Origin of the sequence: Paenibacillus paludis (genome assembly GCF_042610515.1) — a bacterium.
Lineage (GTDB): Bacteria > Bacillota > Bacilli > Paenibacillales > Paenibacillaceae > Paenibacillus_AQ.
The window spans coordinates 85,845-100,567 of record NZ_JBGJZP010000014.1; the positions used below are offsets into that span (position 1 = coordinate 85,845).

The 14,723-nt window shown below is 50.7% G+C and carries 10 protein-coding genes and 1 tRNA gene; 10 read left to right on the forward strand and 1 reads right to left on the reverse strand.

The window, feature by feature from the left end:
• Positions 1-30 precede the first annotated feature (30 nt).
• Positions 31-2,001: a beta-N-acetylhexosaminidase gene (gene nagZ, locus ACAN56_RS23680; RefSeq protein WP_379145967.1), complete on the forward strand. Its 1,971-nt coding sequence runs from the start codon at positions 31-33 to the stop codon at positions 1,999-2,001.
• Positions 1,998-3,185 carry an anhydro-N-acetylmuramic acid kinase gene (locus ACAN56_RS23685; protein WP_379145968.1) on the forward strand — a complete coding sequence of 396 codons (1,188 nt, stop codon included), beginning with the start codon at positions 1,998-2,000 and terminating at the stop codon, positions 3,183-3,185. Before nagZ ends, ACAN56_RS23685 begins: the two co-directional genes overlap by 4 nt.
• A gap of 1,028 nt (positions 3,186-4,213) precedes the next feature.
• Here the strand turns inward: ACAN56_RS23685 and ACAN56_RS23690 are convergent.
• Positions 4,214-4,287, reverse strand: a tRNA-Arg gene (locus ACAN56_RS23690).
• A gap of 173 nt (positions 4,288-4,460) precedes the next feature.
• On the opposite strand from ACAN56_RS23690, the gene ACAN56_RS23695 reads away from it, so the two are divergent.
• From ACAN56_RS23695 to ACAN56_RS23730, 8 genes are all read left to right on the forward strand, one after another.
• Complete coding sequence (locus tag ACAN56_RS23695; RefSeq protein WP_179091744.1) at positions 4,461-5,354, forward strand: hypothetical protein; 894 nt, start codon at positions 4,461-4,463, stop codon at positions 5,352-5,354.
• Positions 5,355-5,450: 96 nt separating this feature from the next.
• Entirely contained in the window at positions 5,451-6,779 is a 1,329-nt protein-coding gene (tig, locus tag ACAN56_RS23700; protein WP_038595831.1) for a trigger factor, read from the forward strand.
• A 279-nt stretch (positions 6,780-7,058) separates the two neighbouring features.
• A complete protein-coding gene (clpP, locus tag ACAN56_RS23705; protein ID WP_038595829.1) occupies positions 7,059-7,649 on the forward strand; it encodes an ATP-dependent Clp endopeptidase proteolytic subunit ClpP in 591 nt (196 codons plus the stop codon).
• 12 nt (positions 7,650-7,661) lie between these two features.
• The gene (gene clpX, locus ACAN56_RS23710) at positions 7,662-8,918 is read left to right on the forward strand and encodes an ATP-dependent protease ATP-binding subunit ClpX (protein ID WP_038595826.1); all 1,257 of its coding nucleotides are present in this window, start codon (positions 7,662-7,664) and stop codon (positions 8,916-8,918) included.
• Positions 8,919-9,019: 101 nt separating this feature from the next.
• Complete coding sequence (ispG, locus tag ACAN56_RS23715) at positions 9,020-10,159, forward strand: flavodoxin-dependent (E)-4-hydroxy-3-methylbut-2-enyl-diphosphate synthase (protein ID WP_076110811.1); 1,140 nt, start codon at positions 9,020-9,022, stop codon at positions 10,157-10,159.
• Positions 10,160-10,600: 441 nt separating this feature from the next.
• Positions 10,601-11,272, forward strand: a complete 672-nt coding sequence (locus ACAN56_RS23720) for a DUF559 domain-containing protein (RefSeq protein ID WP_379145970.1) — start codon at positions 10,601-10,603, stop codon at positions 11,270-11,272.
• Between the two features lie 1,014 nt (positions 11,273-12,286).
• Positions 12,287-13,999, forward strand: a complete 1,713-nt coding sequence (lonB, locus tag ACAN56_RS23725; protein ID WP_379145971.1) for an ATP-dependent protease LonB — start codon at positions 12,287-12,289, stop codon at positions 13,997-13,999.
• 58 nt (positions 14,000-14,057) lie between these two features.
• Positions 14,058-14,480, forward strand: a complete 423-nt coding sequence (locus ACAN56_RS23730; protein ID WP_379145972.1) for a VanZ family protein — start codon at positions 14,058-14,060, stop codon at positions 14,478-14,480.
• Positions 14,481-14,723 lie beyond the last annotated feature (243 nt).

Consider the following 14,723-nt stretch of genomic DNA (forward strand, 5'->3'; position numbering starts at 1 on the left):
AATCTGATTTGGGGAAGGCAGGCGGTGGCAATGGATTGGCGTGAGGCAGCGGTACAAGAGAGCGGCCTTGATGTGGTGGTCGCCGAAATGAGTCTCAGTGACAAAATCGGGCAAATGCTGATGTGCGGTTTCGAAGGAACCGCTGTGCCGGACGACGGAATCCGCGAGCTTGTTGCAAAAGGCGGGATCGGCGGCGTCATTTACTTCGCCCGCAACGTAGAGACGCCGGAGCAGGTAGCCAGAATGACCGCTGAGTTGCAGCAGGCTGCAGCGGAAAGCGGCAAGGCTCCTCTCTGGATCTCCATCGACCAGGAAGGCGGTATGGTTGCCCGTATTACTGAAGGCGTGGCGCTTATGCCCGGCGGAATGGCTATCGCAGCGGCCGGTTCGGTAGAGGATGCCTATCAGGCGGCTTTGATCAGCGGGCGGGAACTGAGCGCCATGGGCATTAATTTGAATTATGCTCCTGTGCTGGACGTGAACAATAATGCCCGGAATCCGGTGATCGGCGTCCGTTCCTTCGGCGAATCGCCGGAGAAGGTAGCCGATTATGGCGCAGCGACGATCCGCGGATTTCAGGATGCAGGTGTTGCGGCTACGGCTAAACATTTTCCGGGCCACGGCGATACCGATGTGGATTCCCATCTGGATCTGCCAACCGTTAGACATGACCGGGCACGTATGGACAGCGTAGAGCTGGTTCCTTTCCGCAGAGCAATTGCCGAAGGTGTGGATGCCATGATGTCGGCTCATATCTACTTCCCGGCACTTGAACAGGAGAAGCTTCCGGTTACGCTCTCGAAGGCGGTTCTGACCGGTCTGCTACGAGAAGAACTGGGCTTCGGCGGGATTATCATGACCGATTGCATGGAGATGAACGCCATCGCCGAGCACTACGGCACCGTTGAAGCTTCGGTGCTGGCCATTGAAGCCGGGGCTGATATCGTTCTAATCAGCCACCGCGCTGACCGTCAGCTGGCTGCCATTGAGGCTATCCTTCATGCGGTCGCTGAAGGCAGAATCAGCGAAACCCGCATTGACGACTCGGTGCGGCGGCTGCTCGCGCTGAAGGTGAAGCGGGGTGTGATCGCAGCCGGATCTGTTGGCGGGGCCGGTGCGGCGGAAGCCGATGCTGCGGATTCTTCGGCTGCAAGTGCAGGCGGCGTTGGAGCTGTGGGTGCAGGGGGTGCTGGAGCAGTGAGTGCAGAAGGCACAAGTGCTGAGGGTGCAGGAGGAACGAGTGCTGGGAGTGCAGATGGCGCTGGAGCAGTGAGTGCAGGCGGTGCGAGTGCTGTAAGTGCAGAAGGTACAAGTGCTGGGGGTTCCAAACTGTTGGAGATGGAAGACGAGCATGCTGCAAATTCCGCTGCGATGGATGTTGAATACGGACACGCGGTCAGCTCTGCCGCAGCATATGCAGGTCTCAGCCTGCTGGAAGCTCCTCCGCATGTAGAAGTGGCGCGCCGTATCAGTGAAGCCAGCATCACCCTGGTCCGCAATCATTCCTCTGTGCTTCCCCTACAACGGAAGAAGACGCTAGCAGTTACGGCAGCGCCTGTAGTAGCCACTCTTGTGGATGAAGCTTTTGGCGAAACCGCGGGACTTGGTGCGATGCTTAGTAAATATGGACTGGATTGCATTGACCGTGTCGTTCCGGCAGGTGATATTGCCAGCTATGCTGCGGACCTGCTGGAGGTAGCGCAGGTTGAGGACATTGAGCAGATCGTTGTGGGCACCTACAATGCGCAGTTTAATCCCGAACAATGCAATTTGGTGGAATCCTTGCGGGCGCTTGGCAAGCCGCTTGCGGTTGTTGCCCTGCGCAATCCTTATGACCTGCTGGCAATGCCGGAGATAGAGACTTATGCCGCTGCATATGAAGGGCGTCCGCTTGCGCTGGAAAGTGCAGCCAAAGCATTGCTCGGGCAAATTCCATTTCAGGGACGACTGCCGGTATCGCTCGGGGATAAATATCCGGCAGGCTGGGGCCTTAGCTTATGATTGGCCCGCTCTGGACTAAACAAAAATCTGTCGTTGTTGGTTTAATGTCCGGCACTTCGCTGGATGGCATTGACGCAGCGATAGTCTCAATAGAAGGAAGCGGACTTGCTGCCAAGGCTGAACTGCTGCATTATTCCTCTGTGCCCTATGACGACGGGCTTCGGGAGCGGCTGAAGGAGCTATGCACGATAGAACATTCATCGGTGGACCTGGTATGTGGTATGAACGTATATCTGGCGGAACGGTTTGCCGAGGCGGCCATAGAAGCGGTACGCAGTGCCGGAATGGAGCTTGATGAGATTGATCTCATCAGCTCCCACGGCCAGACCGTGTGGCATATCCCGGAAGCGGCAACCGATGATCCGCTTCTGGTCCGTTCCACGCTCCAGCTTGGCGACTTGTCTGTGCTGGCCAAGGAAACAGGCCGGCTTGTGGTCGGGGATTTCCGCCCGGGTGACATGGCAGTTGGCGGGCAGGGGGCGCCGCTGGCACCTTATGGAGATCTGATTCTGTTCCGGCATCCGGAGAAAGGGCGGCTGCTACAGAATATTGGAGGAATCGGGAATTGTACAGCACTTCCTGCTGCAGCGGGTCCGGAGGATGTGTTTGCCTTCGATACAGGCCCCGGGAACATGGTCATTGATCAGACTGTATATCTGCTGAGCGGCGGAAAAATGTCTTATGATGACGGAGGATCGTGGGCTGCGCAGGGAACACCAGACGAAGTGCTGGTGGATCAAATGATGGAGCACCCTTATTTTGCACTGAAGCCTCCCAAGTCTACAGGCCGGGAAGTCTTCGGCAAAGCTTATGCCGAACAGTTTGTGACCCTGGCCCGGGCGCGCGGCTTGAACGATGCAGATATTGTAGCCACTGCCACCGCATTTACCGCGCGGACGATAGCGGAAGGTTATCTGAGGTACGTATTCCCTGTATGCGAAATTGACGAGGTCATCGTCAGCGGCGGCGGTGCGCACAATGCTGCACTGCTGGCTATGCTTCAGCAACTGCTGACGGAACAGGCTGTAATAACCTCAAGCGTGCTGGATTTCAGCGACGACGCGAAGGAGGCGATTATTTTCGCCTTGCTGGGCAATGATTTCATGCACGGAGTCGCCAATAATCTTCCTTCGGCCACAGGAGCGTCCCGCCCGACAGTGATGGGCAAGCTGGCGTTTCCATAGAGGGATTTGATTTTCACATGCGCAGCTAACATTCCTGCGTAAACGAAGGTAGTCGAGAAACTTAGGCGGCAGGTAAACGCAGACAGCGGGTGAAACGCACCAGTAGGATAACCGTTACTGATAGGTGAATTTAACCAGTAGATAACCGCAGTCGGTAGGTGAATTTAACCAGTGGATAAACGCAGTTGGTAGGTGAATCTAACCATTAGATAACCGCAGCTGGTAGGTGAATTTAACCAGCAGATAAACTCAGCCGGTAGGTGAATTCAACCAGTAGGATAAACGCAGTTAGTAAATAGGCAAATGCCCCGCTTGTTATCAGGCGGGGTTGTTTCTTTTTATGCATGGAGTTGACGTGTTAGAGGAAGGACAACGGAAAGAATTCAAGCAGAATCTGTATCTACTGACGAAAGGTGCTATTGCTCACCCGCTTCGGACCCAGGGGGCCTTATTATTAAAGATCAGGCTGTTTTTAGGCGCATCCGGACTGAGGAGGCGTTATTTGTGCTGAAATCCCCGATTTAGGTTAATTTCTTTTAAATAACGACTCTGGAGTCCGCGACTCCCCCGGATGTCTGGTAATTGACTAAATAGCGTCTCCTGAGTCCGCAGTAGCCGAGTTGCCGCTAAACTGAACCACTAGTATTTTCGTTTGTGGTCGCTCAGCCACCCGACGGACTTCATTCAGAGATATGGTAGTTCACCCAATGGACTTCCCTCGTCGTTCCAATCGTCTAACGAATTCCCAACAGACTTCACTCGTCATTCCAAACGTCTAACGAATCCCCAACGGGCTTCACTCGTCGTTCCAGACGTCAAACGAACCCCCGGGGGCTTCACGATTCTAGATGCCTAACGTCCAGTCAGGAGGCATTGCGTTGCCGGACACGCCAACGTCCAGCTGACTTCGTGTTCCCGACATTCTAATTCCGAACTGCATCGCGTTCTTGGACGCGCCAGCCCGCAGCGGGCTCCGCTCGCCTGAACGCAGAAACAGCCTCCCCGAAGGAAGGCTGTTTCTGAAAGGACGTCCCGGAAGGGATTCGAACCCCCGACCGTGCGCTTAGAAGGCGCATGCTCTATCCAACTGAGCTACCGGGACATAATAGCTTGAGCGAAAAGCAAGCAAAAATTATGTTATCATACATAGATAACTTTTTCAACTTGTTTTTTTGAAACCTAGCCGGGATATGCTATAATCTACAATTGATTAAGGTTCGGAGAAAAGGAGGTGCCCTCATTAATCATTCGAATTCCCCTGCCAAAGAGAATGTCGTGCTGTTTCCGAAGACGCTGGATTACTATCAGATTCAGCTCACGGTGATGCTGGAGAGTGAACGTTACGGGGAAGCGATGGAACTGCTGCGCTTTTTGCTGCAATGCCAAGGTCAGGAAGAGCGGCACTACGAGGAATGGCAGTCGCTGCTTAGTTGGCTGGAGGCGGCCTTTCCATACGCTGCCCAGGGCGGAGATGCGAAAGATGCCGCTCCCGGTGAAGAGCAGGATCTTAAGGAAGAGGACATGGCCCGCATACTGGCTAAATCGAAGCAGGAAGAGGATGCGGATTATCCTGATAAGTTATTGAAGCGTATCATGAACGAGCCGCTGTCCGAAGCGACGATCCTGGCACTGGAGCAGCTTTCTTATCTGGAGGGCGGACATGTCGACGAGACGCTGACAGACTGGCTGGAGAAGGCGACGGTTCATCCGCTGCTGCAATTCCGTACACTCCAGACCCTCCGGCGGCGCGGCGTACAGGGAACCATTAAACTGATGCGCGGACAGGAAGCGTCGATTGTGGAGATTGAGACGGTACCGCTGCAAAATGAGGATTTCCCGCTGCAGGTGAGCCAAGTGATGGAACGGGTGGCTGAGCAGGCGGAGGTTCATGAGCCTACACTTTATTATTTTGCCCAAGAGCTTTGGGGACAATTTATCATGTCGATTTACGGTTCGGCCGAATATCGGAAATTGTTGGACGGAGAGGATGCGCTGCTCGATATTTGGGCGGGTGCGCTGCATCAAATGGTGTCAGAAAGCCTGAACGGAACGCGGCAGGAGGAAGAAACACGCGGGATGTACGGGATAACAGGCGGCATGCGCTTTCAATTTGAAGGAGCCTATCGTTCTCTCAAAGGATTTGTAAAGAGTTCTCTACTTGATAAATAAAGCGATGTTGTATATAATATAATGGTTATTCTGTGCGTGAATTGCGTGATTATTTAAAGTAAACATGTAACCTATTTTTGGAGGGAAAAGTATATTATGAAGGCAACTTGGGAAAAAATAGAGAAGAACCTTGGAGTTCTTGAAGTCGAAGTAGAAGCAGAACGCGTAGCTGCAGCACTCGACAAAGCTTTTAATAAAGTGGTTAAGAAAGCAAACGTACCTGGTTTCCGTAAAGGTAAAGTGCCTCGGCCGATCTTTGAATCCCGTTTTGGTGTAGAAAGCCTGTACCAGGATGCCATCGACATTCTTCTTCCTGAAGTTTACGGCGAAGCTGTTGAGCAAACCGACATTTTCCCGGTAGACCGTCCTGAAGTAGACATCGAGCAATTCGCTAAAGGTCAAGCATTTATTTTCAAAGCGAAGATCACTGTTAAGCCTGAAGTGAAACTGGGCGAGTACAAAGGCCTGGAAGTTCCGGTTCAAAAAGCTGAAGTTACTGAAGAAGAGCTGGATGCCGAACTGAAACGTCTGCAAGAACGTCATGCTGAACTGGTTGTTGTTGAAGATGAAGCGGCAGCTAATGGCGATATCACTGTAATCGACTTTGACGGTTCCGTAGATGGCGTGCAGTTCGAAGGCGGCCAAGCAGAACGTCATTCTCTGGAACTTGGCAGCAACTCCTTCATCCCTGGTTTTGAAGAGCAGGTTGTAGGCATGTCCACTGGTGATTTCAAGGATGTAGAAGTTACTTTCCCTGAGGCTTACCATGCAGAGAACCTTGCAGGCAAAGCTGCTGTATTCAAAGTGAAGCTGCATGAAATCAAACGCAAACAGCTTCCTGCCCTGGACGACGAGTTCGCTAAAGATGTAAGTGAATTCGACACACTGGAAGAATACAAAGCAGATCTGAAAGCACAGCTTGAATCCCGCAAACAGGAAGAATTGAAAGGCGTTCGTGAAACTGCAGTAGTTGACAAAGCAGCAGCTAATGCTGAAGTGGAAATTCCTGAAGCAATGATCGCCAGTGAAGTTCAAAACATGGTTCGCGATTTCGACAACCGTCTTCGCCAACAAGGCATGAACATGGATATGTTCCTCAGCTTCTCCGGTCAAACCCGTGAAGATCTTGAGAGCCAAATGAAAGACGATGCCGAAAAACGCGTCCGCAACAACCTGGTGCTTGAAGTGATCGCGAAGGAAGAGAAGATCGAAGTTTCCGAAGAAGAAGTGAACCAAGAGCTCGCTTCCATGGCTGAATCCTTCAAACGTTCTCCTGAAGAAATCCGCAGTATCCTTGCAGCTAACGGTTCCCTGAGCAGCTTGAACGAAGAAATTTCGCTGCGCAAGACCATTGAACTGCTCGTATCCAGCAGCGTGGAAGTTGAAGCAACTGAAGAAGCTGCTGAAGAAACAAGCGCTGAGTAGTATTTAATTTTACCTAGAGCGGCCAAGCAGTAGTACGGCCTCCATAGACAGTTGATAAGGCACGTAAGTTTGTTACGTGCCTTATTTTTATCGGGTGCTGGTGTTTGGAGGTACATAACCGAACAGAGGATTGGCAATGTGTCTGAAATTGCGCTATAATGGCAGGCACATGACCAATGCGGATTTCCTCAGCAGTGAAAAAATGACATACCGCCTTGAACGTGTTAAAATATTTCTGAACGGAAAGACTAATCTGTATAGAGAAAAGAGGTTGGTGGCATGAGTCTGGTACCAATGGTTGTGGAATCCACAAGTCGGGGAGAACGGTCATACGATATCTATTCCAGATTGCTGAAGGATCGCATCATCTTCCTGAGCAATGCAATTGACGATGATGTCGCCAATCTGATTATTGCCCAGTTGTTGTTCCTGGCAGCAGATGACCCCGAAAAAGACATTCACCTGTACATCAACTCGCCTGGTGGTTCTGTGACAGCCGGCATGGGTATATATGATACGATGCAATACATCAAACCCGATGTTTCTACGATTTGTGTAGGAATGGCAGCCAGTATGGGATCGCTGTTGCTTACTGCTGGAGCTCCGGGCAAAAGATACGCGCTGACCAACAGTGAGGTCATGATTCATCAGCCGCTCGGCGGCGTTCAAGGGCAGGCATCCGATATCTGGATTCACACAGACTGGATCCTCAAGACTAGACATAAGCTGAATCAAATATATGTGGATCGCACAGGTCAGCCCCTTGAAAAAATCGAACGGGATACGGACCGCGATAACTTCATGAGCGCGGAAGAAGCGAAGGAATATGGGCTTATTGACCAGGTACTCTCTTCACCGATCATATCTTAAAGGGGTGGTAAGATGTTTAAATTTAATGATGAAAAAGGGCAATTGAAATGTTCTTTTTGCGGCAAATCACAAGAGCAGGTTCGTAAGCTTGTAGCAGGACCTGGTGTTTATATATGTGACGAATGCATCGAGCTGTGCACGGAAATCGTGGAGGAAGAGCTCGGCCATGAGGAAGAGCTGGACCTGAAGGATATCCCGAAACCAAAGGAAATTCGTGATATTCTTGATCAATACGTAATCGGCCAGGAGCAGGCGAAGAAATCGCTCTCCGTTGCTGTATATAATCACTACAAGCGTGTGAACAGCCAAAGCAAGATCGAAGACGTTGAACTGACGAAGAGCAATATTCTCCTGCTCGGTCCAACAGGTTCGGGTAAAACGCTGCTGGCGCAGACCATGGCGAAGATTATCAACGTTCCTTTTGCTATTGCAGATGCCACTTCCCTTACGGAAGCGGGCTATGTGGGTGAGGATGTTGAGAATATTCTACTGAAGCTGATCCAGGCTGCGGATTATGATGTGGAAAAAGCCGAACGCGGTATTATCTATATTGATGAAATCGATAAAGTAGCACGCAAATCCGAGAATCCGTCCATTACACGCGACGTTTCCGGTGAAGGTGTACAGCAGGCCCTGCTGAAGATTCTGGAAGGCACTGTAGCTTCCGTACCACCGCAAGGCGGACGCAAGCATCCTCACCAGGAGTTTATCCAAATCGACACGACGAACATCCTGTTCATCGTTGGCGGTGCTTTTGACGGTCTGGAGCAAATGATCAAACGCCGTATCGGCAAAAAAGTCATCGGCTTCAACGCTGCTGTTGAAGGTCAGAAGGACCTGAAGACAGGCGAATACCTGTCCATGGTATTGCCTGAAGATCTGCTCAAATTCGGTCTCATTCCTGAGTTTGTCGGCCGTCTGCCGGTAATCTCCACGCTAGAGCCGCTTGATGAGAATACGTTGGTACGCATTCTGTCCGAGCCGAAAAACGCGCTCACCAAGCAGTATATCAAGCTGCTGGAAATGGACAATGTCGCGCTGAAATTTGAACCGCTGGCGCTTGAAGCCATCGCTAAGGAAGCCATCAAACGTAACACGGGTGCCCGTGGTCTGCGTGCAATCATAGAGAGTATTATGCTTGATGTGATGTATGAGGTTCCTTCACGCGATGACATCAAGGACTGCGTGATTACGGAGCAGGTCGTTCAAGAGAAGGCGTTGCCTGAGCTGGGCATCAAGAAAGACAAGAAGAAGGAAGAAAGCGCCTAATTAAACAATACAATTCACAGACTCCACCTTTTTGCCGCTATCCCGCTTCACAAAGCGGGAGCGGTGGGGGTGGAGCTTTGATCGTTATGGGGGAGAAAACCATGTTCTTGAGACACCAGACCCGTCCTGTCAATGTTGGCGGAGTTATTATCGGGGGAAACAATGAGGTTGCTATTCAAAGCATGTGTACGACCAAAACCGCTGATGTGGAAGCTACGGTCGCTGAAATTCTGCGGCTGGAGGAAGCGGGCTGCCAACTCGTGCGCGTAACTGTCAACAATGAAGAAGCGGCTGCTGCGATCAAGGAAATCAAGAAGCAGATTCATATTCCGCTTGTAGCGGATATTCATTTTAACTATAAGCTAGCTTTGCTGGCTATTGAGAACGGCATCGACAAGGTCCGGATCAATCCCGGCAACATCGGCCGCCGCGACAAGGTGGAAGCTGTAGTCAAAGCCTGCAAAGAAAAAGGAATTCCGATCCGCATTGGCGTAAATGCCGGTTCACTGGAAAACCACTTGCTCGAGAAATACGGCTATCCGACTCCGGAAGCCATGGTCGAGAGCGCACTTTATCATATTGGAATTCTCGAGGAACTCGATTTCCATGACATTATCGTTTCCCTGAAGGCTTCGGATGTGCCTATGGCTATTGAGGCTTACCGCAAGGCGGCAGAAGTCATTCCTTATCCGCTGCATCTGGGCATTACAGAATCCGGCACGTTGTTCGCCGGAACCGTGAAGAGCTCGGCAGGTATCGGGGCACTGCTCTCTATGGGCATCGGCAGCACCGTGCGGATCTCGCTCAGTGCCGATCCAGTCGAGGAAGTGAAGGTAGCGCGTGAACTGCTCAAGACTTTTGGTCTGATCTCCAACGCTGCCACCTTGATCTCATGTCCGACCTGTGGACGTCTGGACATTGATCTCTTCTCCATCGCCAACGAAGTAGAAGAGTATATTTCTAAGCTGAAGGTACCGATCAAAGTATCGGTGCTGGGCTGCGCCGTTAACGGCCCCGGAGAAGCCCGTGAAGCCGATATCGGCATCGCCGGTGCCCGTGGTGAGGGACTGCTGTTCCGTTACGGCAAAATGATCCGCAAGGTTCCTGAGGCAGAGCTTGTCTCCGAACTGAAGAAGGAGATCGACATCATTGTCGCTCACTTTGAAGCAACGGGCGAAATCCCCGGCCGCAAGCATGCCGGACTGGCTCCTGCTATAGGCGTGGGTACTCCGGAAGAATAGTAGAACTTATTCTAACTAGTCGAACAAGCTGACTCCTTTTATCTAATCATCCTTCATTCAGTTGCTGATTGGAACTCGTTGCTCTGCAGTTTGGTTATACTATAATTGCACTAATTAAATTTACAAAGGGGAAATACTCCCGTTAATTTGTTATTATTCAAGGGAATGAAGAATATAGGGGGAATTCGTCCCTTTAATTCAATCATCTTAGGACGATTCGGAGATTTAGAAATAATTAAAGGGCAGTATTCCCTTTATTGCTCGAGAAACAAGCATTCTGGATATAATAGCGGGCGTATTTCCCTCTAAGTATAGATAGTTGTTCCTAATTTTTTTATAGCATCAAGCAAGGTGGCGAAAAACGTCCCATTGCACCACGGGTGATCCGGCGGTGAAATGGGGCGTTTTTTATTTTGTATAACCAAAGGGGGATTAGCGGATATGAATCACAAGCCGAATATTGAAGAGTTTATTCAGCATCATCTAGATTCTAGGAGCGGAGAGCGAAGGGGGAGGCTGGAGAGGGGGCATCGGCATGCCGAAGCATTATTTCTGCAAAATGTATGGTGGCCGCTGCGTGGTGACTTCTGCGATCTTCATCCGGAATATGAAGTCATGGACTGGCGCGGCCGTTCCTATTTTGCTGATTTTGCATTTTTGCCGGGAACGATCAGACTCCTGTTGGAGATTAAAGGTTATGCGGCACATGTAAAGGATATGGACAGACAGAAATATAGCAATGAGCTGAACCGCGAAACGTTTCTGTGTGCAATGGGTTACCAAGTCATCTCCTTTGCCTACGACGATGTGGAGCGGCGTCCTGAATTATGTGTTACATTGCTGCGCATGGTGTTGAGCAGATATATAGCACCAGTTGTTCCAGTGGAGAAGTTGCTGCTGGTTGAGAGAGAAATTATGCGTTTTGTAATCCGTCAGGCCGGAACCGTACGACCGCAGGATGTAGCTGAATATTTCTCACTCGATCCTAAAACGGCCCGGCACATGCTGTATAAGATAAGTGAAAAAGGTTGGCTGACGCCTGCAAAACGTGGCGATGGTGTCCGGAGGGTAAGGTATGAGCTGGCGCGCAATGTTCTCAGTTACTGGGAATAGTAGAGTGAGTGCAGCAACTAAGTGGTGGTCGAACATGGAGAAATAGGATGGAGGGTTTTAGTAAGCGAAGAACAGATAAATTCACGGGATAGCGGGAAATGTACCCTATAAATTTGCTGTGATGTGCCCGTACTTACAAGTTGCGGGGAATTTGCCCGCTAACTTTTAATGGAGAAGCTGATTTCACAATAATCTTTAAAAACATAGGGAGAATATCCCTCTATTTCAGCTATATAGAACAAATCACTTGAAATAGAGGGAGTATTTACCTTTGGTAAAAAGTCTGTTCAAAAGTTTGTGAGGCTGCTCCATGTATGGCCCGCAGCAGCAACATTTAGAAGTACATATCAACGCCTGGTGACCGCGGCTACTCGAGGAAGTTGCATCAACGTACTATCGCCCAGTTACAGCTACGTTTAGTGGTGCACATCAACGACTAGTGGCCGCAGCAACGCCAAGACGTCCTCATCAGCACTATCGCCCACAGCTACAGCTACAGCTACGTTTAGTGGTGCATCAACGACTAGTGGCTGCAGTTACGCCAAGACGTCACATCAACGAACTATCATATCACCCCGCAGCAGCAACGTAAGACATCATCCTTATCAACGGTCTAGCGCTCGCAGCTACACTTAGTTAGATGTCAGCAGCAACGCTCGATCACCCTCAACAACGCCAGTCATCCGGTCTCTCCTGCACCTAGGTGCAGCATTAGCACGAAGGCGAACCGCGTCTGACCCTCATTACGATTGCCCAACTCCTTACCGATCTTATCCGCCCATACCCTTTCCTACATCACCCACTTATTCATTCCTGTAACATTCAGCTATAAAATTCAGATAACCATCCCGTCAATCTGACCTTCGGTCATACCCCTGATTTTTTTATCCAAAATTTAGTTAATTATTCATAAATACTGCCCCACTGCGTTTACGAATGACCGAAACGGCTATACTACCTAGTAGTAGCCAACGGTATAGACCAGGTAGACTGAATGAAATGGGAGGATGACCTATGGAATTAAGCTCATTGAGCATATTGCTGATGATCGTGCAGCTCTTTTTCGCGCTGGTTATCGGCGTTTATTTTTGGAATTTGCTGCGGGGACAGAAGACCAATAAGACGGCGGTGGATCGTGAGTCGCGCAAGGAGTTGGATAAGCTGCGGAAGATGCGGATGATTTCTTTAACCAAACCGCTCTCGGAAAAGACGCGTCCGGCCTCCATTGGAGATATCGTCGGGCAAAAGGATGGGCTGCGTGCCCTGAAGGCGGCGCTGTGCAGCGCCAACCCGCAGCATGTTATCATTTACGGACCTCCGGGAGTCGGCAAGACTGCTGCTGCCCGTGTCGTCATGGAGGAAGCGAAAAAGAATGTGCTATCCCCCTTCAAAAGTGATGCCAAATTCACAGAAATTGATGCGACTACAGCCCGTTTTGATGAACGGGGAATCGCCGATCCGCTAATTGGCTCAGTGCATGATCCGATCTACCAAGGGGCCGGTGCAATGGGGGTTGCAGGCGTGCCCCAGCCGAAGCCGGGAGCTGTGACCAAGGCGCATGGCGGGATTCTTTTTCTGGATGAAATCGGTGAGCTTCACCCCATTCAGATGAACAAGCTGCTAAAAGTTCTTGAAGACCGCAAAGTGCTGCTGGAAAGTGCCTATTACAATTCCGAGGACAGCAATACACCTGCGTATATCCATGATATTTTTCAAAATGGTCTGCCAGCCGATTTCCGTCTTGTCGGAGCAACCACCCGTTCTCCTGATGAAATTTCACCGGCGCTGCGTTCACGCTGTATGGAAATTTATTTCCGTCCTTTGCTGCCTGATGAGATCGCCGTGATCGGTCGTGATGCGATTCAGAAAATTGGCTTGAAGCCCAGCCCGGAAGCTGTGACTGTGGTGCAGCAATATGCCACTAACGGCCGGGAAGCCGTCAATATGATTCAACTCGCCGCAGGGTTGGCCTTGACCGAACAACGTGACACTCTGACAGCGGCCGACGTGGAATGGGTGGCTGGCAGCAGTCAGCTGCCGCTGCGGACGGAACGCAAGATTCCTTCATCGCCTCAGATAGGGCTGGTCAACGGCCTGGCGGTGTATGGACCTGGTATGGGTACTTTGCTGGAGATTGAAGTTTCGGCTGCACCTGCTAGCGGTCAGGGACGGCTAAACGTTACCGGTGTGGTCGATGAAGAAGAGATTGGCGGGGGATCGCGTACGATCCGTCGCAAGAGTATGGCCAAAGGATCTGTAGAGAACGTGCTGACGGTCCTGCGCACGATGAATTTGGAGCCGGACCGTTACGATCTGCATGTAAACTTTCCCGGAGGTACGCCGATTGACGGTCCATCCGCTGGAGTGGCTATGGCTGTTGCCATCGTCTCCGCAATCCGCCGTCTGCCGGTTGACAACACTGTTGCCATCACCGGTGAGATCGGGATTCACGGACGTGTGAAGCCAGTCGGCGGCGTAATCGCCAAGGTAGAGGCAGCTTTTCAGGCTGGAGCAACTACTGTGCTGATTCCGAAAGAAAACTGGCAATCCTTATTCGCCGACCTCGCCCCCCTGCGGGTCATTCCGGTGGAGACGGTGGAAGAGGTATTCCGTCACCTGTTCGGCGCGGACACCGCAGATGTGAGGCTGCCGGCAGTCTCCGGCGAGACGTTCTCTGCGTCACCTTCGCTCTTTAAGGCTGACGCTGCAGGGGATATGCAAAATTAGATTTTTGATTACAAATCTGCGATACTATAAACACTGTAATTTGAAAGTGGGTTTTGTAATGAAAACTGTTGTGCTTATCGCATGGGCCATTCTGTTGCTTGTATTCACCTGTGCTTCTGACTCAAGCTTTTGGGCGAACGGCACCGTTCCATCTTTCCGTTGGCTGGGTTCAGCCGATTTCCACGAACTGACGACGCTGGATTTGAAGTATACCTCCGGGTATATCATCAGAAAGATAGGACATTTCTCAGGATTTGCTGTGCTGGCAGTCCTGTTCTATAGACGGAGTAAGAGCACCGTCATGAGTATTCTTGTATCCATTGCTTTTGCCCTGCTGACAGAGCTGCTCCAATTATACTTTGGACGTGACGGCAGACTGTATGACGTAGCCATTGACTCTGCCGGTGTTTTGTTAGGGGCGATGGTTGTGCAGATAATCTACAAAATTAAGTTTGATCGCAATTTAAGCAATGTGAATTAGATGTTACTGTACAGCGAAAGAGTGGCGGGAAACCCGCCGCTCTTTTTTATGGAATTCCACATTTCAGCACAATTTCTTGCTCCTTTTGTCCGCTTTATCCACAAACAGACATATTCCACATGGGAGCCGCAAATACTAATTGCTGCGTTGATATGCTGGAAAGACGTAGAACGGTTACACTCAAAGGCAGCCTGTTGGTGTTTTGATGCCGCTTTTGTTAGAATGAATGCATATGACACTACT

Coding starts and splice junctions, on each gene's coding strand:
- nagZ (WP_379145967.1), top strand. CDS start 31: ATGGATTGGCGTGAGGCAGCGGTACAAGAGAGCGGCCTTGATGTGGTG.
- ACAN56_RS23685 (WP_379145968.1), top strand. CDS start 1,998: ATGATTGGCCCGCTCTGGACTAAACAAAAATCTGTCGTTGTTGGTTTA.
- tig (WP_038595831.1), top strand. CDS start 5,451: ATGAAGGCAACTTGGGAAAAAATAGAGAAGAACCTTGGAGTTCTTGAA.
- clpP (WP_038595829.1), top strand. CDS start 7,059: ATGAGTCTGGTACCAATGGTTGTGGAATCCACAAGTCGGGGAGAACGG.
- clpX (WP_038595826.1), top strand. CDS start 7,662: ATGTTTAAATTTAATGATGAAAAAGGGCAATTGAAATGTTCTTTTTGC.
- ispG (WP_076110811.1), top strand. CDS start 9,020: ATGTTCTTGAGACACCAGACCCGTCCTGTCAATGTTGGCGGAGTTATT.
- ACAN56_RS23720 (WP_379145970.1), top strand. CDS start 10,601: ATGAATCACAAGCCGAATATTGAAGAGTTTATTCAGCATCATCTAGAT.
- lonB (WP_379145971.1), top strand. CDS start 12,287: ATGGAATTAAGCTCATTGAGCATATTGCTGATGATCGTGCAGCTCTTT.
- ACAN56_RS23730 (WP_379145972.1), top strand. CDS start 14,058: ATGAAAACTGTTGTGCTTATCGCATGGGCCATTCTGTTGCTTGTATTC.